This window comes from Microcoleus anatoxicus (assembly GCF_042465725.1).
Taxonomy (GTDB): Bacteria; Cyanobacteriota; Cyanobacteriia; order Cyanobacteriales; family Microcoleaceae; genus Microcoleus; species Microcoleus anatoxicus.
Genome location: NZ_CP120853.1, coordinates 6,532,747 through 6,555,399, shown reverse-complemented (window position 1 = coordinate 6,555,399; position 22,653 = coordinate 6,532,747). Strand labels below are relative to the sequence as shown.

General features: G+C 44.6%; 24 protein-coding genes. 10 read left to right on the top strand and 14 right to left on the bottom strand.

Annotation, left to right across the window (positions count from 1 at the left end):
• Nucleotides 1–571: 571 nt before the first annotated feature.
• The 4 genes from P2A85_RS28470 to P2A85_RS28455 all read right to left on the bottom strand — a co-directional run bounded on the left by P2A85_RS28470 (nt 572) and on the right by P2A85_RS28455 (nt 4,406).
• Entirely contained in the window at nt 572–1,705 is a 1,134-nt protein-coding gene (locus tag P2A85_RS28470) for a glycosyltransferase (protein ID WP_377476814.1), read from the bottom strand.
• Between the two features lie 10 nt (nt 1,706–1,715).
• Entirely contained in the window at nt 1,716–2,357 is a 642-nt protein-coding gene (locus P2A85_RS28465; RefSeq protein WP_377476813.1) for a DUF4291 domain-containing protein, read from the bottom strand.
• A gap of 197 nt (nt 2,358–2,554) precedes the next feature.
• Nucleotides 2,555–3,703, bottom strand: coding sequence for an NAD-dependent epimerase/dehydratase family protein (locus P2A85_RS28460; RefSeq protein WP_377476811.1), 1,149 nt, complete (start codon nt 3,701–3,703; stop codon nt 2,555–2,557).
• A 112-nt stretch (nt 3,704–3,815) separates the two neighbouring features.
• Nucleotides 3,816–4,406, bottom strand: coding sequence for a chromophore lyase CpcT/CpeT (locus tag P2A85_RS28455; protein WP_377476810.1), 591 nt, complete (start codon nt 4,404–4,406; stop codon nt 3,816–3,818).
• A gap of 43 nt (nt 4,407–4,449) precedes the next feature.
• Here P2A85_RS28455 and P2A85_RS28450 point away from each other — a divergent pair, with 43 nt between their 5' ends.
• Nucleotides 4,450–4,692 (top strand): KTSC domain-containing protein, encoded by a 243-nt coding sequence (locus P2A85_RS28450; protein WP_377476808.1) that lies wholly within the window; start codon nt 4,450–4,452, stop codon nt 4,690–4,692.
• Nucleotides 4,693–4,840: 148 nt separating this feature from the next.
• Here P2A85_RS28450 and P2A85_RS28445 read toward each other — a convergent pair whose 3' ends face one another.
• Complete coding sequence (locus P2A85_RS28445; RefSeq protein WP_377476807.1) at nt 4,841–5,026, bottom strand: hypothetical protein; 186 nt, start codon at nt 5,024–5,026, stop codon at nt 4,841–4,843.
• 253 nt (nt 5,027–5,279) lie between these two features.
• Here P2A85_RS28445 and P2A85_RS28440 point away from each other — a divergent pair, with 253 nt between their 5' ends.
• The gene (locus tag P2A85_RS28440; protein ID WP_377476806.1) at nt 5,280–5,867 is read left to right on the top strand and encodes a hypothetical protein; all 588 of its coding nucleotides are present in this window, start codon (nt 5,280–5,282) and stop codon (nt 5,865–5,867) included.
• A 28-nt stretch (nt 5,868–5,895) separates the two neighbouring features.
• Here P2A85_RS28440 and P2A85_RS28435 read toward each other — a convergent pair whose 3' ends face one another.
• A complete protein-coding gene (locus P2A85_RS28435; RefSeq protein WP_340523693.1) occupies nt 5,896–6,108 on the bottom strand; it encodes a helix-turn-helix transcriptional regulator in 213 nt (70 codons plus the stop codon).
• 134 nt (nt 6,109–6,242) lie between these two features.
• On the opposite strand from P2A85_RS28435, the gene P2A85_RS28430 reads away from it, so the two are divergent.
• A complete protein-coding gene (locus P2A85_RS28430) occupies nt 6,243–6,392 on the top strand; it encodes a hypothetical protein (protein ID WP_377476805.1) in 150 nt (49 codons plus the stop codon).
• Between the two features lie 265 nt (nt 6,393–6,657).
• Here P2A85_RS28430 and P2A85_RS28425 read toward each other — a convergent pair whose 3' ends face one another.
• Nucleotides 6,658–6,759 (bottom strand): cytochrome b6-f complex subunit PetL, encoded by a 102-nt coding sequence (locus P2A85_RS28425; protein WP_340523689.1) that lies wholly within the window; start codon nt 6,757–6,759, stop codon nt 6,658–6,660.
• Between the two features lie 77 nt (nt 6,760–6,836).
• Between P2A85_RS28425 and aroB the strand changes: the two genes are divergently transcribed.
• Both aroB and P2A85_RS28415 read left to right on the top strand, forming a co-directional pair.
• Nucleotides 6,837–7,931 (top strand): 3-dehydroquinate synthase, encoded by a 1,095-nt coding sequence (gene aroB / locus P2A85_RS28420; protein WP_377476804.1) that lies wholly within the window; start codon nt 6,837–6,839, stop codon nt 7,929–7,931.
• Nucleotides 7,932–8,296: 365 nt separating this feature from the next.
• Nucleotides 8,297–9,427, top strand: a complete 1,131-nt coding sequence (locus tag P2A85_RS28415; protein WP_377476803.1) for an RNA-guided endonuclease InsQ/TnpB family protein — start codon at nt 8,297–8,299, stop codon at nt 9,425–9,427.
• A 108-nt stretch (nt 9,428–9,535) separates the two neighbouring features.
• Here P2A85_RS28415 and P2A85_RS28410 read toward each other — a convergent pair whose 3' ends face one another.
• Complete coding sequence (locus P2A85_RS28410) at nt 9,536–10,306, bottom strand: tetratricopeptide repeat protein (RefSeq protein WP_377476802.1); 771 nt, start codon at nt 10,304–10,306, stop codon at nt 9,536–9,538.
• Nucleotides 10,307–10,490: 184 nt separating this feature from the next.
• On the opposite strand from P2A85_RS28410, the gene P2A85_RS28405 reads away from it, so the two are divergent.
• Entirely contained in the window at nt 10,491–11,330 is an 840-nt protein-coding gene (locus tag P2A85_RS28405; RefSeq protein ID WP_340520485.1) for an SPFH domain-containing protein, read from the top strand.
• Here P2A85_RS28405 and folP read toward each other — a convergent pair.
• The 6 genes from folP to ftsH3 all read right to left on the bottom strand — a co-directional run bounded on the left by folP (nt 11,321) and on the right by ftsH3 (nt 16,904).
• Entirely contained in the window at nt 11,321–12,190 is an 870-nt protein-coding gene (gene folP, locus P2A85_RS28400; protein WP_377476801.1) for a dihydropteroate synthase, read from the bottom strand. The two genes, P2A85_RS28405 and folP, sit on opposite strands and share 10 nt — an antisense overlap.
• Nucleotides 12,187–13,119 (bottom strand): Uma2 family endonuclease, encoded by a 933-nt coding sequence (locus P2A85_RS28395; RefSeq protein ID WP_377476800.1) that lies wholly within the window; start codon nt 13,117–13,119, stop codon nt 12,187–12,189. The genes folP and P2A85_RS28395 overlap by 4 nt, the downstream gene beginning before the upstream one ends.
• Before the next feature lie 41 nt (nt 13,120–13,160).
• Nucleotides 13,161–13,433: a hypothetical protein gene (locus P2A85_RS28390; protein WP_377476799.1), complete on the bottom strand. Its 273-nt coding sequence runs from the start codon at nt 13,431–13,433 to the stop codon at nt 13,161–13,163.
• Nucleotides 13,434–13,478: 45 nt separating this feature from the next.
• Nucleotides 13,479–14,204 carry a triose-phosphate isomerase gene (tpiA, locus tag P2A85_RS28385; protein ID WP_377476798.1) on the bottom strand — a complete coding sequence of 242 codons (726 nt, stop codon included), beginning with the start codon at nt 14,202–14,204 and terminating at the stop codon, nt 13,479–13,481.
• Nucleotides 14,205–14,278: 74 nt separating this feature from the next.
• The gene (locus P2A85_RS28380; protein ID WP_340520478.1) at nt 14,279–14,464 is read right to left on the bottom strand and encodes a PCP reductase family protein; all 186 of its coding nucleotides are present in this window, start codon (nt 14,462–14,464) and stop codon (nt 14,279–14,281) included.
• A 601-nt stretch (nt 14,465–15,065) separates the two neighbouring features.
• Nucleotides 15,066–16,904, bottom strand: coding sequence for an ATP-dependent zinc metalloprotease FtsH3 (gene ftsH3, locus P2A85_RS28375; protein ID WP_371115900.1), 1,839 nt, complete (start codon nt 16,902–16,904; stop codon nt 15,066–15,068).
• 552 nt (nt 16,905–17,456) lie between these two features.
• Between ftsH3 and P2A85_RS28370 the strand changes: the two genes are divergently transcribed.
• Genes P2A85_RS28370 through P2A85_RS28355 form a run of 4 tightly spaced genes read left to right on the top strand, consistent with a single transcriptional unit; the run spans nt 17,457 to nt 22,629 of the window.
• Nucleotides 17,457–17,909 (top strand): hypothetical protein, encoded by a 453-nt coding sequence (locus P2A85_RS28370; protein ID WP_377476797.1) that lies wholly within the window; start codon nt 17,457–17,459, stop codon nt 17,907–17,909.
• Between the two features lie 20 nt (nt 17,910–17,929).
• Nucleotides 17,930–19,189, top strand: coding sequence for a class I SAM-dependent methyltransferase (locus P2A85_RS28365; RefSeq protein WP_377476796.1), 1,260 nt, complete (start codon nt 17,930–17,932; stop codon nt 19,187–19,189).
• A 36-nt stretch (nt 19,190–19,225) separates the two neighbouring features.
• Nucleotides 19,226–21,760: a methyltransferase domain-containing protein gene (locus P2A85_RS28360; RefSeq protein ID WP_377476795.1), complete on the top strand. Its 2,535-nt coding sequence runs from the start codon at nt 19,226–19,228 to the stop codon at nt 21,758–21,760.
• Nucleotides 21,757–22,629 (top strand): GDP-mannose 4,6-dehydratase, encoded by an 873-nt coding sequence (locus P2A85_RS28355; RefSeq protein ID WP_377476794.1) that lies wholly within the window; start codon nt 21,757–21,759, stop codon nt 22,627–22,629. The genes P2A85_RS28360 and P2A85_RS28355 overlap by 4 nt, the downstream gene beginning before the upstream one ends.
• Nucleotides 22,630–22,653 lie beyond the last annotated feature (24 nt).

The window sequence follows — 22,653 nt, the reverse complement described above, 5'->3', positions numbered from 1 at the left end:
GGTTAAGCCGATGTTTGTATTTTGGTAATTTGGGTCGTTCAGTAAATTTACTTGGGTATTTTGTATAAGCTTTAAGTGTGGCTTTATGTACTACCCAAGCTGGCTCTAACTGCCTGATTTGTTGATGTACTTTGGTCAGAAGTACATTGTCATCAGGGAAATGAGACATAATTATTATAGACATCGTTTTTTTAAGAACCCCAATCTTGATGATGACCAGTCAAAATCCAGGTGCACTTAAGTTAGAATACCCAATTAGCCCTATCTGCCAATTCACGATCGACTCAAAACCGCCAACGCGGAGATTAGTTCGCAGTTTTTTGCCCAATAGACAGTAATAGCATTGGGTTCCTGGTATTGATGTGTCAAGGTTTCAGCCCAGGCACCAGACCAAATACAGTCCGATCGAAGGCGTTTGATGTGACCCACACAATATTTTCAGGAAGCTATTCATAGTTTAATGTTAAACCAAGGAGGAGAATAGCTACGGCAATTGGAGCAGTAAAAAAACTTGGACTCTCGACAGAAAATCCTCACCCAATCCCTACTGTAATAAATTGTTGTCAATCCGTCACGCCACAGAAGACATGGACTCAGCAAAAATCACCGATTGATAGTAGCGCCGCAATTGTCCAGAAGCCGCGGCCCAACCCCAGCGTTCGGCTTCTGTGCGGGCGCTTTGGCGCAGATATTCCCGTTCTGCGGGGTTTGCAAACAAACGCTGGGTAGCAGTAGAGGCTCCCATGTCATCAGTGGGGTCAAATAAATAGCCGTTAACGCCGTCAGTGACAATATCAGGAATTCCACCACTGCGTGCCGCCACTACGGGTGTCCCAGCAGCCATTGCTTCTAGGAGCACCAGGCCGAGGGTTTCGGTGCGGGAGGGAAAAATGAAGGCATCAGCAGATGCGTATGCAGCAGCCAATTCTTGGCCCTTGAGATAGCCGACAAAATTGGTGGGAGTGCCGGCAAAATATTGTTCTAGGGTTTGTCGGTGGGGGCCATCTCCCACGAGGGCGAGGCGCGCCCCTGGAATGGCTTCGAGAACTGGTTTGATAGCTTCGATTTCCTTTTCTGCACCGAGGCGGCCGACATAAAGTAACAGGGGACTATCAGGGTGATTTTGGGAAAGACGCGATCGCATTTCTCGACTAGCCAATTCGGGTACAAACATTTCTGTATCCACACCCCGTTGCCATAAGTCTACGCGATCGATCCCGTGACTTCTGAGTTCCTCCACCATCGCAGTGGAAGTACACAAATTCAGCTCTGCTTGATTGTGAGCACCTTTAAGTAATTCCCACAATAAAGGTTCCAGCATTCCAAAACCGTAGTGGTGCAAATACTTAGGTAAATGGGTGTGATAAGAAGCTAAAATCGGAATATTGAGCTTTTTGCCATAATATATGCCACCCAATCCCAAAATAGCAGGATTAACCACATGAATAATATCCGGTTTAAACTGCTCTAGTTCGCGACCGATCGCCGGACTGGGCAATGCCATTTTCAATTCCGGGTACATCGGCAAAGGCAAACCCTCAACACCATAAACCCTGGCCCCCTTGTATTCTGTAATGCCGTAATCTGGGGAAAAGATGAGAACCTGTTCGCCCGCCCGTTGTAAGTGGTCTACAGTGTGAATCAGCCTAGTAACAATGCCGTCTATTTTCGGCCAGAAAGTTTCAGTGAAAAGAGCAATTCTCATAATAAATTGTTTAGGAAACCGATGATAATCCTAGCCTCTGGAAGATGTCGGGGTCGATGACAGGATATACTGTCTCACAGGGGATGAGTAATTGCGGGCGATCGCACTCTTTATATTGGCGCTGTTGCTGAACGAATTCGGAAATATCCTCGATATTTACAATCCAATCTCGCGCGTAACTGGCTAAAACACTGCCGCGTAAACCCAGTTGAATTGCCCGCCGTTCTAGTTTTGCACCGCTGGGATGGTGGTCGGGGTCCCATTGCAGCCGCACCGCCGAATTTTTAACAGATTGTTGCCATTCTTTTTCGCTTCCATACACTGCTGGAACGAAATTGGAATGAACAGCGGATGCTAAAATTTCGTCAAAAGCCGATCGCCGAAGCCAAACAGCCAGAATTACTTCTTGTCCGGGTTTTGTTCCCCATTCCGATCGATACATCATCCATAAGAAATTTGGCTTAATCCAACTCATGCGATTGAGACTGAATTCACCGCCGAAATAACCGTGTTCCGCTGCAAAATGACCGATCGCCGGACGGTAAGCTTGATACACTACAACAGTATTTTCGTCAAATTGCGCCAGAATGTGACGACCTGTTTTCGGCCAATTACTCGCTTGATTTAAATAGAGTTCTGTTAGCAGCTTCATCACCAGTAATTAAGATATCTAATTTTTTCATTAACCGCAGAGGACACAGAGGACACAGAGCAAGAGAGCCAAAGATAGAAGGAAATCCATTCAGAACTTGTAAACCCTTCTCTTCCCTTCTTTCCTCTTCCTTCGCGCCCTTCGCGCCTTCGCGGTTCGTTAAAAAAAACTATTGCACCGCAGATATATACCAGAAATTACCGCCAAGAAACCTTGGGTAAAATCTGATTCTTATCGACCCGATGCTGATATTTTGTAGCAAAATTCAGCAGAGAATCAAGCAGAGAATCCGACAAATAATGCGGTTGCAAACCGAGGTCTAATAGATTGGTGTTTTTCGCATTGAAATAATGTTCTTCTTTCTCGACTCTCGGATTGTCCAGGTGATTGATTTCTACCTTTAATCCCATTGCCGTGCCTGCTTTTTGCACCAATCCAGCCAAGTCGCCGACGCTGAATTGTTCGGTGAATTGGTTGAAGACTCGGAATTGTCCAGAAGCGGCGGGAGTGGCGAGCGCCAATTCGACGCATCGCACAGTATCCCGAATGTCCAAGAAGCTGCGGGTTTGCCCACCAGTACCATAGACTGTCAAAGGATGACCGATCGCAGCTTGAACGCAAAATCTGTTCAAAGCTGTACCGAATACTCCGTCGTAGTCCAAACGGTTGATTAACAGTTCGTCCATGCCGGTTTCATCTGTGAGTACGCCGTAGACGACACCCTGATTCAAGTCGGTAGCTCTTAAGCCCCAAGTTTTGCAGGCAAAATGGATATTGTGCGAATCGTGGACTTTACTTAAGTGATAAAAACTTCCAGGCTGTTTGGGATAGGGTAGTGTATCCTTGCGCCCGTTGTGTTCGATCGTAATATAGCCTTCTTCGATGTCAATATTCGGCGTGCCGTATTCGCCCATTGTCCCCAATTTCACTAAGTGACAGTCGGGGAAATCTTCGTGAATGGCATAAAGCAGGTTCAGTGTCCCAACTACATTATTGACTTGGGTGAGGACTGCGTGTTCGCGATCGATCATCGAAAAAGGTGCCGAACGCTGTTCGCCGAAATGGACTACAGCCTCTGGTGCAAATTTTCTCATGCTTTTGCTGAGAAAATCATAGTTGGTGATGTCACCGACAAACAAGTCGATCGACTTACCCGTTAAATCTTGCCATCGCTGGAGTCGTTGCTGAATCGGTGCAATGGGAGTGAGGGTGTCGCTGCACAGTTCCAGATCCCAGTGCCGCCGCACAAAGCTGTCGAGGATGCCAACTTCGTAACCTTTGTTGGAAAGGTAGAGTGCGGTTGCCCAACCGCAATAGCCATCGCCACCAATAACCAGGACTTTCATAAAACAAAGGTGAATCTTGCTTACCAATACTGGGTTAATGTACCAGGTATTGGTGCATTCTGAACCTTTAATCAAGGGAGTTCTTTGCTAAATCGCCCCCGGTTTTTTTGTATTAAACCTGAATTTCAGCGGCGAAGCTAGCTCGACGGGTGAATTCAAAGGGACCGGCGAGGGCTCCCCAGACGTGGGCGTCGGTTTCTGGGTCCCGCCCGCGATCGTGACTAATAAATTTGTCTCCATCGATCTCGAATTCGCTGTCTAGATAGGTGTTTTTGCCCTTTCTGACCACCATACAGCCTTTTCCTGGTTCAACGCACCCTTTGAAGCTGTGGCCGGTCCAGTGCGTAATAAAGGTGCATCCCGGCATTAGTTTAAATTCTGCTTTTTTGAGTTCTTGGAGTCGTTGGAGATCGCGGGAGGCGCCGTAGAATTGTTCTTCGTTGGCGATCGCGTAATTTTCGATATCGATGCGATCGCCCTTCGGCACTAATTTTAACACTCGGACTCGGTACGGGGAGTTGAGTTCGATGTCATAGGCTTGTTCTAGATAGAGACTTAGGCCACCCAAAAGTTCCGCGGGTAGGGGTCTCATGCAGACGCGGATGTGGGCAAAGAAGGGCGGATTTTCAAAAGCTTGGGCTTGGTTGCTGAAGTCGGAGGCCATCCAGCGGCCGAGGGTGACGATATCGGTGGAATGAGACATTGCGATTTGAGATTGAGGGAAGTAGAAATTATTTTAGGGGAAAATGGATTGCATTATTACCATCAAACTAGAACCAGTCGAATCTAGCATGATCCAAGCTGTGGGTTATGACGAAACAACCTCTACCCTCGAAGTTGTTTTCAATAGCAGCAAGACATATCTATACTTTGAAGTTCCCAAGACTGTCTACTTGGAACTGATGGAATCTGATTCAAAAGGTAGTTATATGCTATCTGAGGTTATTAACTGCTTTCCCTACCAACAGGTGAAGAAACGGCGACGATAAGTACGATATTAATCTAGGAATTTTGAGCATTTTATCGTGTCTAAAATCTCAAATTACGAAGCATTGCAAGTGAATACAGCATACTATAACTGTATATTTCAAAAACTGCTGAAGCTTCCTCCAGCAGCGATCGTGATTATATTGAAAATTAAGAGCCTTTACCGTCTTTCACCAGCAACCGAATTTCTCGAACAAACATAGTAAGTGCTGTTATTGTCATTAGAGCAATACCACTTGAGACAACTTCCGGCTGCACGTTTATAGCTGGGGGGATGCTGAGACTCGGCTGCTGTACAACCTGCAATGTGTTGCCATCGTAGCGACCAAACTCCATAAGTTTTGACTCCTAGTACGTTGATGGGACTCAAGCTGCCAAACTTGATAATCTTAATTCTAGGATTAAAAATATGAAAAAACAAGCTAAGATAGCTCACTTAATCTGGTCATTTTATAGTCACATTTTTAGACTATATCTGACCTGTTAACATAAGCGAATCTTAGATTATTAGGGAAAGAGGAGCCAGTTAAAAGATGGCTTGCTATACTGCTGCTTAAGCTTGGCAGCTTGAAAGTAAAGGAAAAAAATAATGACTACACCAAAAAATCGGAAACGCAACAGTTTGAGCCTTTTGGAAGAAGGTAAAGAAATTGTCAACAATGCTATGTTTATGCGACCTTGGACTCAACAAAGGTGGGCGGATGAAATAGGAATATCTTTATCGACTCTCAAGCGGTTTCTCCGTGGGACAAAAATTGATGCCTCCTATTTTTACGATGCGTGTATAGCCCTGGATCTGATACCAGCAAATCTCATTGCCCCTCGAAACAACCAACTAGACAATGCTACTATTCTTCTTCCGCAGCAGGTTTCACTACCCTCAGATCCATCACCTACACAAAATCGAGGCATACCTCTAGGAAGTTTTATGATTACAGGTACTTTCAGCCCAAACAAACTAGCAGAAATAGAGGTCGCCCTCGCTCACTTGGAACATCTTTTGCGCGACAATTGTACGATCACCCTCGTGCCCGATCAAAATTCCCTAGCTGTAACCGGAAAGTTTAGCAAAGATCAAAAACCACAAATTGATGTGGCGATCATGCACATAGAAAAGCTTTTGCTAGAACATTACATCACCTCAGATAAGTCATCTTCTTATCCTCAAGGCGAATAAACCTCTGATTTAGCCTATTTGTACGTCCTCAATCTTCCAAAATCTCAACCAAATCTTCCATAGTTACGTCAAAGGCGCGGGCTATTTTGTAGACAGCAGAAAGATCTACTGTGTTTAAAGCATCCCGCCTCCCGTAGCTTTTTACCGTGTTGTAGTTGACTCCGGATCGATCGGCAACTTCTTTGAACGTCCAACCTCTTTGCTCAGCTAGTTCTCGAATCTTCAGTCTAACGTAGCCCATATTTGGCTTGACATCGGTGCATATATACCCGACAATATCTATGTACACTAAAACGATCGCCCTCCGAGCCTCGAAAACTTAAGGGCGATCGCCTTTTCTACCAAATCCCGCTTTCGGCGGGGAAGGATTACCCTATGATACCAACATCAAAGCCCAAATTAAACACTCATCCCTGGTGTATCGTGCGGCAATTGCCAAATATGCAGCGATTGGTGGTTGCAAGGTTCCACCGCCGCGGTGATGCTGACGGATACATCCAGATTTTACGGCGTTTGTTGCCGTAGGCTAAACACGCGATCGTTTTTGATACGACAGGGGCCGAGAAATTGCCCGAAGTTCGATCGGCTGAATTAGAACTAATTCTGTAATTGATGAAGAGCGATCGTGTTTTATAGCAAGTGCGATCGCTCCTTGATTAAATTCAAGAGAAGTATTTATGCCCTAAATCTACTGGTAAAACTAGAAATATTTTGCGCAAATACTTCGCCCAAATGTTACTTTGACCAGAGGTTACAATCCTCTGGTTCTCGCATCTAAATTATTGGTAAATTAGATGAGTTTGACAGCCCGCAGACCAAACATTAACACTGTTGCCAAGCCCAGCATTCCGCCGAAAAGCCCAAAATAAGTTATTGCTCCGCTAAGAGTCATTGCAATTTCTCCAAAACAATCAATAAAAAGACCTATAAGAACTATAATCTAAAATCTATAATCTAAATTAGATAAATATGCAATCAGTAATTAAAGTTGACTTGGGACCACAATCTTACAATATTTGCGTGCGATCGGGCGGTTTAGACGAACTCGGCACTATGCTTGGTGGGTTGAATTTGGGCAAAAAAGTGCTGCTAGTGTCGAATCAGTCGATTTTTCGGCATTACGGAGAAAAGACGGCTGCTGCCCTGGAATCGGTTGGTTTTCATGTCGGTAACTGTATTCTACCACCAGGGGAACAGTACAAAACTTTAAATTCGGTGCAGAAGATTTACGGCGCTGCTTTGGAAAACCGGTTAGAACGTTCTTCGACGATGGTGGCTTTGGGTGGCGGAGTGGTTGGCGATATGACGGGTTTTGCTGCTGCGACTTGGTTGCGGGGAATTAATGTTGTCCAAGTTCCGACTTCTTTGCTGGCGATGGTTGATGCTTCTATTGGTGGTAAAACCGGGGTCAATCATCCTTTGGGGAAGAATTTAATTGGGGCTTTTCATCAGCCTCGTTTGGTGTTAATTGACCCGGATGTGCTCAAAACTCTGCCGGCGAGGGAGTTTCGCTCCGCCATGGCGGAAGTGATTAAGTACGGGGTGATTTGGGATGTGGAATTGTTCGAGAAGTTGGAGAGTTGCAAGCGTTTGGATCAGATGCGCTACGTGAAGGCAGATTTGCTGGCAGAAATTTTGAGCAGGTCTTGCCAAGCTAAGGCGGATGTGGTAAGCAAGGATGAGAAGGAGTCTGGTTTGCGGGCGATTTTGAATTACGGACATACCATTGGCCATGCGGTGGAAAGTTTGACTGGTTATAAGTTGGTGAATCACGGGGAAGGTGTGGCCATCGGTATGGTGGCTGCGAGTCGGTTGGCTGTGGAATTGGAAATGTGGGACCAAGAGTGCGATCGACGTCAGTTAGCTGTGCTGGAAAAGGCTGGTTTGCCTACGAAATTGCCCGCTGGTATGGATGTTGAGGAAATTTTGAAGACTTTACAATTGGACAAAAAGGTGCAGGATGGTAAAGTGCGGTTTGTGCTACCAGTGCGCCTGGGTGAGGCGGCGGTGAGCGATCGCGTGGATGGAGATGTGATTTTACAAGTTTTGAAGGAAATGCTTTAGGAAGTCATTAGTTATTAGTTATTAGTCAGTAGTCAGTAGTCAGTAGTCATTAGTCATTAGTCAGTAGTCAGTAGTCAGTAGTCAGTAGTCAGTAGTCAGTAGTCATTAGTCAGTAGTCAGTAGTCATTAGTCAGTAGTCAGTAGTCATTAGTCATTAGTCAGTAGTCATTAGTCATTAGTCAGTAGTCAGTAGTCAGTAGTCATTAGTCATTAGTTTGTCCTAATCACCAAGAAGTTGGGTCTGAAGCCCCGTTACTTCGACTACGCTCAGCACATCGCCTTATAGGACGGCTTTAATTATCTTTAATGTTGTCAATTGAATCAGTAATATATGGTATGATCGAGTAATTCAAACAGCAAAAATAATGAAAGCAAGGTATCAGTACAGAATCTATCCAACAAGCCAACAACGACAGAGATTGGCTCAATTGTTTGGCTGTGTTCGAGTAGCCTGGAACGATGCTCTTGCCCTGTGCAAACAGTCTCAAAAAAAGCCAAGTTCAGCCGAACTACAAAAAGTAGTAATTACTCAGGCAAAGCAATCCGAAGAAAGAGCTTGGCTAAGAGAAGTATCTGTAGTCCCTTTGCAGCAATCTGTAGCCGATTTGGAGGTAGCTTTCAAGAACTTTTTCAATTCCTGTAAAAGGAAGAGAAAAGGGCGTAAAACTGGGTATCCCAAGTTCAAAAAGAGGACTAATAATCAATCAGCTAGGTTTACTCTTCGCGGTTTCTCCCTGAAGGAGGACGGTGGTGTTTATTTAGCCAAGATTGGCCTTGTCAATCCAATATGGTCGAGGGAGTTGCCATCTGAACCTAGCTCGGTCACGGTAATTAAGGATTGTGCAAACCGTTATTTCCTAAGTTTTGTTGTAGAGATTGAACCGATTCATTTCGAGGCAAAGAATCCCAGCGTCGGCATCGACTTAGGCATTAAAACCTTTGCGGTAATGAGCAATGGTGAAAAAGCTGAAAGTCCTAGTTATAAAAAGGTAGACCGGAAAGTTCGTAAACTGCAACGGAAGTTGGCTCGTCAACCAAAAGATTCCAAAAGACTGAATGTAACTCGCATCAGAATTGCTAAATTGCACAATCAGATTGCCGACACCCGGAAAGACTTCCTGCATAAGTTATCAACCAAAATAGTCAACGAAAACCAAGTGATTGCTTTGGAAGACCTCAATGTATCGGGCATGGTGACGAATCGCAAGCTTTCAAGGGCAATTAGCCAGCAAGGATGGTATGAATTCCGATCTTTGTGCGAAGCTAAGTCCCAGAAGTTTGGTAGGGAGTTCAAGGTGATTAGCCGATGGGAACCTACCAGTCAAATCTGCTCAGGCTGTGGATTTAAGTGGGGCAAAATCGATCTATCTATTCGCTCAGTGCTATGTTTAAGTTGTGGCACAGAGCAAGATAGAGATGAGAATGCAGCTAGAAATATAGAAATGGTCGGCATGGGGCATCGGCACGACCTTAAATGTACGCTCTCGACAGAGTAAGACTATGAAAGGTAGCATCAGTCGATGAAGCGTAAAGAATCCCCGTGCGTTTACGCCAGGGAGTATGTCAACAATAACGCATAATTCATGACTCATAACCTATGCAGCTTAGGAACCGCTCGACTGCGAATTGATTTGCTGCAAAATTTCCTCGACTTTTTTGGCTTGGGAAACTCGGCCTTGTTTGATGAATAATTCCTGAGCTTTTTTGAGGCTGGCTACTGCTTCTGCTTGCTCTTCTTTCACTCCTTGTTGGTACAATCCGACTCCTAAATTGTTTAAAGCATCGGGATATTGGCTGTTAATTTTAATTGCTTGTCTCCACTCCAAAATTGCATCTGGCAATTGCCCTTGACTTGCCATGGCTACACCCAAATCGTTGTGAGCTTTGGCGTGCTGCGGGTTGAGTTGAATTGCTTGTCGAAATTGGGCGATCGCATCGCTCATTTTACCTTGGGCTGAGAGCAAGGTTCCCAACTTATAGTAAGCATCTCCCTGTTTCGGAAAGCGAGTAATCAGTTGTTTGTACAAAATTTCGGCATTGGCCAGGTTTCCTTGATTGTAAAGGTCGTTGGCAATCCTCAAAGCTACTGTGTATCCTTTGCCGACAACTTCGCACTTTTTCTCGGAGTTGCCTTCCTGTTTGCAAATCCTGAGTTCGTCTCCTTTCATCTCGTAGGAGAGAACTTCCCGAAGTGGACCACGGGGGCCTCGTGGCGGGGAGTTTTGGGACTGCAAGTTTTGGGAGATTTGCAGCGTGGTGGGTTTAGCCGGTACCGCTGGTACAACTGCTAAAGCGCCCATTCCTCCGGTTGCCAAAATGCTTGGGGCGATCCAGATCAAAATTTTTAAAGGGCGAAACTCTCGATCGTTTTTCATATATTCTGTAGCAACGTGTTTTTGATATCCTGGGTTTCACACCCTGTCAGAGTCTGAGCAAATGGGGGCGCACTATTAAGAAGTTATTAACAGTCGAGATATTTTAGCACTGTGTGGCATATTTTGCGTTAAATTAGAGTAGAATTCCGATCGATTATTCAGTAAACTTAGCAGGAAAGTAGAAATGGGGCAGTCTATTCTAGCCATGCTCGTTGCGCTCATCCTCGGCTACGCTGTTAACTCCTCTGTGAAAATAGTCAGCGGCGGCGACGAAGCTTTAGTCGAACGTTTGGGCCAATACAAGCGCACTCTCAAGCCCGGATTCCACTTTATCAGTCCCGTGGTAGAGAAAGTAGTCTGCGTGGACACAACCCGCGAAAGAGTTTTAGATATTAAACCTCAGTCAGCCATCACGGTAGATAATGTGGTTCTCGATGTCGATGCCGTGGTGTATTGGCGAGTTGTAAATTTGCAGAAAGCTTATTACGGTATCGATCAAATTGAAAATGCGATCGCCAACTTAGTTTTAACTACGTTTCGTGGTGAAATTGGTCGTTTGCCGATGAAAGAGATCTTCGGTTCCCGAGATGACATGAATAAGCAGTTACTCAAGAAATTGGACGAAGCTACTGAAACTTGGGGTGTCAAAGTCATCCGGGTCGAAATTCAAAGCATTACACCTCCAAAAAGGGTGCAAGAAGCTATGGAATTGGAGCAAGCAACCAAGAGCGAGTGGCAAGCAATGGTCAATAAAGCTACTGGTACTAAGGAGTACATGAAACTCTTAGTGGAGGCTCTCGATTCCCATCCCAATAGTAAGCAAGTTTTGAATTACTTAGTAACAGAAAAATACTTAGATGCTCAACAAAAATTGGGTGAAAGCGATAACGCTAAAATTCTGTTTATGGACCCAAAAAACATGACAGAAGCTCTTAACGAGTTGATGGGATCTATGTCTGATATTGAGCCGCACTCTCACCATGAGGACATGAAAGTTATCGATACTCACGCTAGTCAAGACTGATTTCTGAAGATGGCGTCGGCTACCTGACAGACATCGTGCATTTCTCTGACATCGTGAACTCGTAAAATATCCGCCGAATTCGCGATCGCACCTGTACAAGCCGCCGCTGTCCCCCAAACTCTTTGTTTCGCTTCGGGCTGATTCAAAATCTTGCCAATGAAGCTTTTTCGCGAGACTCCGACTAAAATCGGACAGTCTAAAGAACGAAATTTTGGCAACTCGCGCAAAATTTCTAAATTCTGACTGTAAGTCTTGGCAAAGCCAATACCGGGGTCAATAATTATTTGAGATTTGTCAATTCCTGCGGCGGCGGCGGCTGCAATTCGACTCTGTAAGAATTCGCCAATTTCCCCAATTAAATCGCGATAATCTGTCAATGTTTGCATGGTTTGGGGTGTTCCCCGCAGGTGCATCAAAATTATTGGTACTGCTAATTTAGCAACGGTTGACAGCATTTCTGAGTCAAAAGTAGCTGCTGAAATATCGTTAATTATATCGGCTCCCGCCTCAACCGCAGCTTTCGCAACCTGTGCTCTGGTAGTATCAACAGAAATCGGTGTATCTGCAAAAATATCTGCGTTTTGTCGCAGCATTTCTACAACTGGAACGACTCGATTTAGTTCTTCTGTTAATGATATTTCCGCTGCACCAGGCCGAGTAGATTGACCGCCAATATCAATAATATCAACCCCAGATTTTACCATATTTTCAGCTTGCATTAGAGCCGATTTTATGGTATTGAAATCGCCACCGTCACTAAAACTATCGGGGGTTATGTTCAAAACGCCCATTAGGTAAGTGCGTTTTCCCCACTCGAAAGACTTATTTCTAATTGTATTTTTTTGGGGGTTATTTGTCATACAAAATCCGCGTTTGCTACGCCCTTGATATCAGTTATCGCACTAGACCTCAAGCGCTGTACCTCCTCGACCGAGAGCGAAAGCGCTTGAGCAACTTGTTCGATGGTTAAACCCATTGACAGCAGTCGCGGAATCGCATTTTGTTGTGTTTGCTCTGCGCGATCTGCCCGCTGGCTCTCAGCTTCAGCCCGCTGGCTTTCAGCTTCAGCCCGCTGGCGTTCCTGTTCGGTGTAGAGGCGTTCTAGTCGAGCTTGTTCGCTTCCAGTCAGTAACAAATTGCCCTGGTTATCCCACCAGCGTAACCAGCGCTGTGTCTGATTTTGATAGCTGCCTTCCCATAGGCCTAATTCTATGCCCATAGGGTCGATCGGGTAATGTCCGCGATCGTTGGGTTCCAATTGGTGATAGCGGCCATTCACCCAGTTGTAGACTTCCAGTTGGCTAGTTTTAATTACATAGATGGCGTAGTAGGGAATGCGGATAATCTGTTCGTATACCCAAAACTTCCCTGGTTTTTGAGTAGTACCTTCTGCCAAACGAGATAAAGGCGTGTTGTCTCGTTCTTCGGAACCATTTCCACTGGCCAATTCGATCGCAATTATTGGCACCATATACTCGCGCCAAATCACGTAAGAGCGACGAATTTCGCCGTCCACGAGGGGCCCAACGTTGGGGACGTAGAACCAGTCAGGGGCTTCGGCACCCTTTTCTGGTGGGTCGGTTTCGCGCCAGTAGATGCCACAATCTTGCCCGATCGCATATTGTCCGTCGGGATGAAGCGTTTGTAGTGTGGTTTCTAGGGAGTCGGTGAGCAGGATGCTCTGGGGATGCTCTTGGAAATTTTTCACAAAAGTACCGTCAGATTCTGGGAGTTGCGTGTGATCTGGGAAGGCGGGGGGCAACCCTGTCGCACTGAGACTTTGGGTCATAGCTGGTACGCGATCGACCTGGCGATCGGACTGAGGCTCTTTTATAGCATAGCGATTGTCGATCGATTTGTGGTAACGATGCTGTAGAGTTCGTCAGTATTCAAGTTAGTACGAATCTGGTCAGGTGTGCCAGTGCGCGGATAACAGTACACAATTGTCGTGCCAGAAATGCTTCCTAAATCAACAATAATTCCAGCCGTTGACATCAGGGGAATTGCAGGAAGTTGCATACCAAAAAGGTGATTAGTTGCCCCATCATCAACGGGTAACGGCAGATTTTCGGGCAACTCGTATAGATTATCGGTTCTTGGCATTAGAACTCCTGGGAGAACTAATTGTCGATCGCAACTTATCGCAACTTATTGATAATTGACAATGCGCGAAAAACTGGCAGCTTCCAAACTAGCACCACCAACCAAAACCCCGTCAATCTCTGGCTGAGCCATAACTTCATCAATATTTTCCGGCTTAACAGAACCGCCGTATTGAATTGGCACGTCAGGATTGCTCAATTTACTGCGAATCAAACCAATAACTCGGTTAGCTTCCTTAGTTTCGCAAGTATCGCCAGTGCCGATCGCCCAAATCGGTTCGTAAGCAATCACCAACTTAGTTTGATCGACATCCACCAAATCTTGTGCTAATTGAGAGAAAATATGAGCTTCAGTTTCCCCTGCATCTCGTTGGGCCTTTGTTTCCCCGACGCACAAAATCGGAATTAAACCGTACTTCTGAGCAGCTTTGAGGCGTAAATTGACGGTTTCGTCAGTTTCACCAAAATATTGACGCCGTTCGCTGTGCCCGATGACGACGTAGCGAACCCCAAGTTCTGCGAGCATCGGCCCTGAAATTTCGCCGGTATAAGCTCCCGACTCTTGCCAATGAACATTCTGAGCACCGAGCCGCACCCGGCCACCGTGCAGATTTTTCGAGAGGACGGCTAATGAAGTGAAGGGAACGCAAAGTACGACTTCTCGTTCCTCCGGGGTTTCCGTCAAAGAGGAGGTGAATCCTTTAAGAAACTCTAGGGATTCAGCCCCAGTTTTGTACATTTTCCAGTTGCCAGCAATAACAATTTTCCGCACGGGTGACTCAGTAGCTCTGTGAACATTAGGAGAGGCAAGTTATAGTTTAAGGCTTTAGGGTACATTGCGATCGCCTATTGGCCAAATTCGATGCGAGCTTGCTCAACTAAGTCCACGGTGACAACTTCGGTGTCGGCTTCGCGGGCCAACTGTTCGATGCGGACGCGAGCTTTTCCCCGGACAAAGTAGGGAATATTTTTCAGCTTGGCCTTAGCTTCGGGTGTCCATTTTAAATCATCAGAGAATTCGGAATCGGGCATGGCGTTTTGGGCGATCGACTACAAGCCTTGATTTATCTGGCTTTGATGGCAAGCCTGGATGTATTTAATTTACCATAAGTGGCGATCGCAACTGCATTCAATTACTTGCCTAAAATAGCCGACACTTCTTCATTCCTTGAAACCAATGAGTTTACTGTCAATCCACCAAGATTACTTACAGATTTAGAGGTGCATCGCATTTTTGTAGGGGATTCGCATTCGCGCCTATATCCTATAGATATATCAGAGATTTTCAACGCGAATGCGAAAGCCCCTCTAGGCGTGTTTCCGAAATCGGGATGCTCCCAGGAGCAATTAACAAACCAATTTATTAAATGTTGAGGATTCATGTTTGTGTGTCGCTCTTGCAGCGGGAACCGCTGTATCAAATACTCTCTCGATCGGAATTATTAATCTCTCTCTTCTCTTCCTTCGCGTCCTTAGCGCCTTCGCGGTTAAATCATTCCGGTACAACCCGAATTGATATCAGAGTGGGTGGGCCGCGAAATTTGATATCTATTTAAAAAATCGGGGCTATCCCGGACAATCCCAGAATAACCCCAATTACCGATTTCAAACTTTAGATTAAATCCAAAATCAATTAGGCAATAGTCGCCATTTTGACATCACTATTAGCCAACAAATTTTGCAACTCGTCGGAATCCACAGTTTCCTTTTCAACTAGCATATCTGCTAAAGCATTAAGGACGTGGCGATTACCAACCAGCACATCTTTAGCACGTCGGTAAGCCTGTTCTACCAACAAGCGGACTTCATTGTCGATCGCCGCTGCGGTTTTTTCCGAGAAATCCCGTTCAGCCATGATATCGCGACCCATGAACATATTCCCTTGTTGGCGACCGAGAGCTACAGGGCCTAGTATATCGCTCATACCGAAGCGAGTCACCATTTGGCGTGCGACTCTTGCCACTTGTTGCAAGTCATTGGAAGCGCCTGTGGTCACTTCTTCTTCACCGAAGACAATCTCTTCAGCAATGCGGCCGCCTAAAGCAACGGCCATTTGATTTTGCAAGTAGGAGCGAGAATATAAGCCAGAATCCATGCGGTCTTCGCTAGGTGTGAACCAAGTCAAACCACCGGCGCGGCCACGGGGGATAATGCTAATTTTTTGCACGGGGTCATAATCGGGCATTAGCGCACCGACTAGGGCGTGACCGGCTTCGTGGTAAGCTACCAAAGTTTTGCGCTTTTCGCTCATTACGCGGTCTTTCTTTTCTGGGCCTGCGAGGACGCGATCGATCGCATCATTGACTTCATCCATGGAGACTTCGGTCAAGTTGCGGCGGGCCGCCAAAATTGCTGCTTCGTTCAGCAGGTTGGACAAATCTGCACCAGTGAAACCAGGTGTGCGACGGGCAATTTTTTCTAAGTCCACATCTTTGGACAAGGTTTTGCCGCGGGCGTGAACGTTGAGAATTTCGAGGCGGCCTGCGAAGTCGGGGCGATCTACTACTACTTGGCGATCGAAGCGACCAGGACGGAGCAACGCAGCATCCAGCACATCAGGACGGTTGGTAGCAGCAATAATAATGATGCCGGTGTTACCTTCAAAACCGTCCATTTCAGTCAGCAATTGGTTGAGGGTTTGTTCCCGTTCATCGTTACCACCGCCCATACCAGCGCCGCGTTGACGGCCTACGGCGTCAATTTCATCGATAAATACGATACAAGGAGCGTTGGTTTTGGCTTGTTCAAACAAGTCGCGGACGCGGGAAGCACCCACACCGACGAACATTTCGACAAACTCGGAACCGGAAATTGAGAAGAAAGGAACGCCTGCTTCGCCAGCGACTGCTTTTGCTAAGAGGGTTTTGCCTGTTCCGGGAGGGCCGACTAACAGCACGCCTTTGGGGATTTTGGCACCGACTGCGGTGAAGCGGTCTGCATTTTTCAGGAAGTCCACGACTTCGGCGAGTTCTAGTTTGGCTTGTTCGATGCCGGCTACGTCGCTGAATGTCACCTGAGTTTGGGGCTCCATTTGGACTCTAGCTTTGGATTTGCCGAAGTTCATGGCTTGGTTGCCGGGCCCGTTTTGGGCGCGTCGCACCAGGAAGAAGAGTCCGACCAACAGTAGAATTGGGAAGAAGAGGCTGCTGAGGGCTTTTACCCAGAAGCCTTCGTCGCTTTGCGGTAGAACAGAAATGTCTACGTTGTTTTTGGTCAGGATGTTGATCAGTTCTGGATCGTTGGGCAAGTTGACGATCACTTTGTTGCCGTCTTGGGCTGTGACGAGGGCTTTGGTGCGATCGGAACTGATATTGATTTTGTCTACTCTCTTGCCTTCGACTTCCTGAATGAATTGACTGTACTTCCAAACTTCGCGGCTTGGGGGCTGTTTGTCAAAAAATGCGGTTGCTAAGGCAATGACTACAATAGCCAGAAGTGCGTACAGGCCAGCGTTTCTCCAGCGTTTATTCACTGAGGTGGATCTCCTAATTTTTAGTCCCTGTGATTTGGGAATTTTTATTTATGTTCATCAATCTTAACGTAATTGTAACTTGTTTTTGGTTGGCCCGAATCTCGGCTGTGGGCGATCGGGTTCTCACGTCCTAGCTGATGGCTTCTAGCTCATCCTCACAGTAGCCTTCTATCAATGTTTTGTTTGACATACCATAATTAGTATTTTTTGTCAACTGCTACATGAATACTGTCGGGAAGTTTAATTGCTCAATAGTATCTAGAGGAAGTAGTGCTAATCCTGCTTTCTATGTAAGATAATCCTGTGTACGCCCAAAGACTTTGTATAAAATAGTATGGATGATTCTGGGAACAGCCACAATAGGTATTCGTCTGATACCAAACGACCTATATTAGTAGCTTGGTGGTAACAACTAGGATAAAATATTCAGTGTATGACTTAGCACTAAGGTAGGAACGGGGTGTAGGGTGATTTGCCCAAACTTCCTTTAGACAATACTAACTATCGCCAGCCTCCAGAATCAAATTATTTCAAACCAATCACCTTTGACCCATGGCAGAAACACTTGGCTCTCTCTGCGATAAATTGACAATTGTCAAATTGAAACAGTGGCATTCCGAAGACGAAATCAGACTCAAGAGCCTTGCTGTTCAAGAAAAACAGCTTCAGGAGGAAATCAACGAATTTATTAATGCGGCTATAAGTGGGCAAATTCCGAGCGATCGCCTGATTTTTGCCTCAAATAAAGTTTATAAAAAAGAAGGCAATTATGTACCTGATGTCGGTGGTAGCATCGGCGAAATATTCTCGGAACTCGCCCAAGTTAACTGCAACTTGTGGCACGCACAAGAAAAAGTGTATGAATTTGAAAAAGTAGCTGTAACAGAAAAAGATTTAGTAGTCAAACAGCTAGCCATCCTGAACTTGCAGCGGAATAAGTGCATAGACGGAATAGACAAAAAATTCCAAGCACTGGTAAAAAATCTAGAGTCTCATCAAAAATAAACATTTTTTAAGGTAAATCAATGCACTTAGGTCATCGCAAAACTTGTCGAGTCTGCGGTTCTTCAGCACTCACCCCAGTGATTAATTTAGGCGAACAGCATTTACAAGGTTCATTTGTCAAACCAGGAAAAGAAGAACCACCCCTCCGCAAAATTGCCCTTTCTCTAGTGCGCTGCGATCCAACCAGAGATGAGAAAGCTTGCGGTTTATTGCAAATGGAACATACCGTACCGCCAGAAGTTTTATATTCTGCTTACTGGTATCGTTCCGGTACAAACCAAACCATGCGCAGTCACTTACAGGGAATTACTGAAGAAGCAGCATCGCTGATTGGTAAAAGCAATGCCCGCGTTTTAGATATTGGCTGTAATGATGGTACTTTATTGAAGTGTTATCCCCAAGAATTTATCAAATTTGGTGTCGATCCGTCTGACGTCGCTCAAGAAATAACCGGAGATATTACTGCAATTCAAGACATTTTTCCTTCAGAAGAACTCACCAAGGTTTTGCAAGGCGAAAAGTTTGATGTTATTACATCGATCGCCATGTTTTACGATCTTGAAGATCCCGTAGGCTTCTGCAAGGAAATCAAAAAATCCCTGACTCATGATGGTTTGTGGGTCTTTGAGATGTCCTATATGCCATCCATGCTCAAAATGAATTCTTACGACACAATTTGTCACGAGCATTTGGAATATTATAGTTTAGCTGTATTGGAATATATTCTCAAACAAGCTGACTTAAAAATAGTAGATTCCGTACTTAATGACATCAACGGCGGTAGCATTCGCTGTTATGCAACGCATCTTGACACCTTTGCTTTTAAGAACCAAGAAGCTGTGACGCGCATTAAGCTATTACGTCAGGCAGAATTTGACATGGAGCTGGATACCGACAAACCATACAAAAATTTTCAAGACAGGATCAACGTGCATAAAGAGCAGTTAGTTTCGCTGCTAAAAATGCTGAAAAAGGAAGGTAAAAGCATTCACATTTACGGTGCATCGACTAAAGGAAATACAATTTTACAGTGGTGCGGAATTGACAATCGCATTATAGATGTAGCGGCGGAAAGAAACCCAGATAAATATGGCGCTTATACGCTCGGTACTGACATTCCTATTGTCAGCGAAGCCGATTCAAGGGCCATGAAGCCGGATTATTATTTAGTCTTGCCGTGGCATTTTAAGGAAGAATTTCTGAAGCGCGAGCAAGAAACACTGAACAGCGGTGTTGGTCTAATTTTCCCTTTGCCTAACGTCGAAATTATCAAATACTAAGTCAAGACACGAGACAACGCACGACAGAATAAAGCTATGACACATTTCTTCATTCATAACAGTTTTCACAGCGGCGATGTGATTTTGACAAGAGCCGTTATTCAGGCGATTAGAGTAAATTTTCCTGGTGTGAAAATTACCCTGGAGTGCGAGGAAGTCTCTGCTGATCTTTGGCAGGATTTAGATTTGGCTATCTTGCTCTATCAAGGCTGCGAATACAAAGGCACAGAACCCACGCCAAACTGCCCCGATGATGCCATATTTTTCAATATGTGGTTTGGCGTTTTTGATGATATTTTGAAACTCTACGGTATGACGTATCAAAATAACGTTCATACCTTTAATCGCCAGATGTATCAGCATAGGCTTAATCATAAATATCTCCTGCCGATACCGATTCACACCCCCACGATCAATTTCTTTGGGCAGAGAGAGGCGGAAATAGAAGTTAGAGCCAACAGTATTTTGGTAGAAAACGGGGAAGTTTTCTCGAATCAAAGCTATTTTTATTTAAACGAACACCTCAAACAAATAGCATCGGATTTTCCTCAACTCAATTTTTACTGTTCCGCTCCACCTAAATCCCAGGTGGCAAATCTTGTAGATTGCAGCGGCATGAATCTGAAACAATTGTCGCAAATTGGAGACAAATGTATTGGTTTGTTGATGAAAGGAAGCGCTGTAAACGCGGCTTGCCAAACGGAGATTAATCGATATAAGCCTCGTTGTATTGTGGGCTGGGACTTAGCCGAGAAACTTTGGGATAACTTGGAAAATCCGGTGGTTTATGCCAAGAATTATGCCGAGATCCAACAATGGCTGGGCAAGATAGTTGAAGAGATTAGCTTATCTACAGGAGAAGCTAAAACAGCAAATATTTGGGTGACTAGGGAATCAAAATTTCAGACAGCATCAGCAAGTAAAGAGAACGATAACTTGCAGGATAAAATTTTGATTGTCTCGCACAAAGAAAAACAATGCGGCGTGCAGCAGTATGGTTTAAATATAGCAAAAACCCTGGAAAAATCAACTAAATACTGTTTCGTATATGCCGAATGTTCCAGTTCGGAAGAGTTGTTGGAGAGCGTCAACAAGCTCAAGCCAGTAGCAATTATTTACAACTATCATCCCTTGACCTTAAGTTGGGTAAATCCAACTATCCTTCAATCTATCAATGTGCCACATATAGGCATTATTCATGAAGTTACGCAGCGCATCGCCGATGTATCAAATGATTCACTTTTTCAATACCATATAGCTCCCGATCCGACATTAGAACTAAAGAATCCAATTGTATTTAAAACAGGAAGAGTTGTATTGCCCTACAGGAATAATCACAAATTACCAGAGATCGCAACTATTGGTAGTTTTGGATTTGGACTAGAAGGAAAAGGATTTGAGAAGGTCATTGCTACTGTACAGCAAGAGTATGATGAGGCATTGATTAGGCTGCATATTCCCTTTGCAACTTTTGCGGATGCTGATGGAAGTCAAGCAGTTGCCATAGCAAAAAGATGTCAGCAGGCGATCGTCAAGCCTGGTATTAAACTGAGTTTAAGTCACGATTTTCTCACTCAAGAGCAATTACTGGATTTTCTGGCACAAAATACGCTCAACGCATTTTTTTATGAAAGATATGATAATCGTGGTATCTCTAGCACCATCGATCATGCCCTGGCTGTAAAAAGACCGATCGCCATTACAAAAAGCAATATGTTCAGACATATTGTTTCAGCAAAGCCTTCAATTTGTATAGAAGATTCCAGCTTGAAACAAATTGTTGATAACGGTATTGCACCGCTAGTGCCATTTTACAATGAATGGAGCGAAGCTAATTTCATTTGGGATTATGAGCGTATACTTGCTCAAGTATTAGAAAATCCACAGAAGTCGCACAGCCAGAGGTATTTAGATGTTGGGATTCCTAATGTAACATCATTCAATCGGATCTTGGACGATGCGGCGCGATCGCAGTACCAACCTATCATCGATCGGTTATTTGCGCTAGTTCCTGAGATGATGGTGCGTAAAATACCAGCAGCGAATATTCAGCAAGCCTTTATATTGGATACAGTGCAAAAATTTGCCTCCCAATTCGTCACCCCTAAAATTTTATGCGTTGGCAGTTATGAAGATAGTGCTGCTGCTGCCTTGAAGCAAATCGGGTATCACCTGGAAGAAATTGATCCGGCGATCAACTGCGATCTGAATGTGTATTTCCAAAAGCCGTCTACTATCAAAGGGAGCTATGATATTATTTTTTCAACATCTGTGATTGAACACGTTGAAAATGACGAGTTGTTTACGATCCAAATTGCTGAACTTCTTGCACCGGGAGGTGTTGCTATTTTAACGTGCGATTATAATGACCAGTATAAACCGGGCGATCGCATTCCGGGCGTAGACTTTCGTCTTTACACTCAAAAAGACTTCAAACAACGACTGCTTCCTTTATTGAAAAATTGTGTTCTCCCTGATGTTCCGCAGTGGGATTGTCCGAACCCCGATTTTATCTATGAAGGATGTCGTTATACATTTGCCACCTTTGTATTTCAGAAAAATAAACTGTGAACGCTCTTATTTTTGGTGCTAACGGACAAGATGGATACTATCTCAATCAGTTGTGCAAAGCCAAAGGAATTAAACCTTTAGCTGTATCGCGATCGGGAGATTGGATGCGTGGCGATGTGTCTGACTACAAACAGGTTGAGGAGTTGGTAAAAAAACACCAACCTACCTACCTATTTCACTTAGCAGCTACATCAACAACGCGACACGATGCGCTGTTTGAAAATCATGCAGCAATTTCGACAGGTACACTAAATATTTTAGAATCGGTTTACAAGCACAGCCCCAATTCTAAAGTTTTTATTACAGGTAGCGGTGTTCAATTTTATAATGATGGTAATCCAATTTCTGAACATACTGCTTTTGAAGCAAGTAGTGCTTATGCTGTGGCTCGAATTCAATCAGTTTATGCTGCTCGATATTACAGAAGTCTCGGTATCAAAGCCTATGTTGGATATTTATTCCATCATGAAAGCCCTCTCAGAAAGCCAAATCATGTCAGTCAAAAAATTGTACTCGCCGCTAAGCGTATTGTTCAGGGATCTGAGGAAAAACTCCAAATTGGCGATGTTAATGTAGAGAAAGAATGGACATTTGCGGGTGATGTAGCAGAGGGAATTATGACGCTCGTAGAACAGGAAAATGTTTTTGAAGCTGTCATCGGTTCCGGCAAAACTCATTCTATAAAAGATTGGATAGAAGTATGCTTTTTAAACCTGGGTTTGGATTGGACTCGCTATATAGAACAAGCTGAAAATTTTCAGCCTGAATATAAACGATTAGTATCCAATCCGGCACTAATGCACAGCCTACATTGGCAACCCAAAATTGAATTGCGACAACTCGCAGCTATGATGATCGAGACCACATAAAATCACGCTCTAACTTTAGGTATT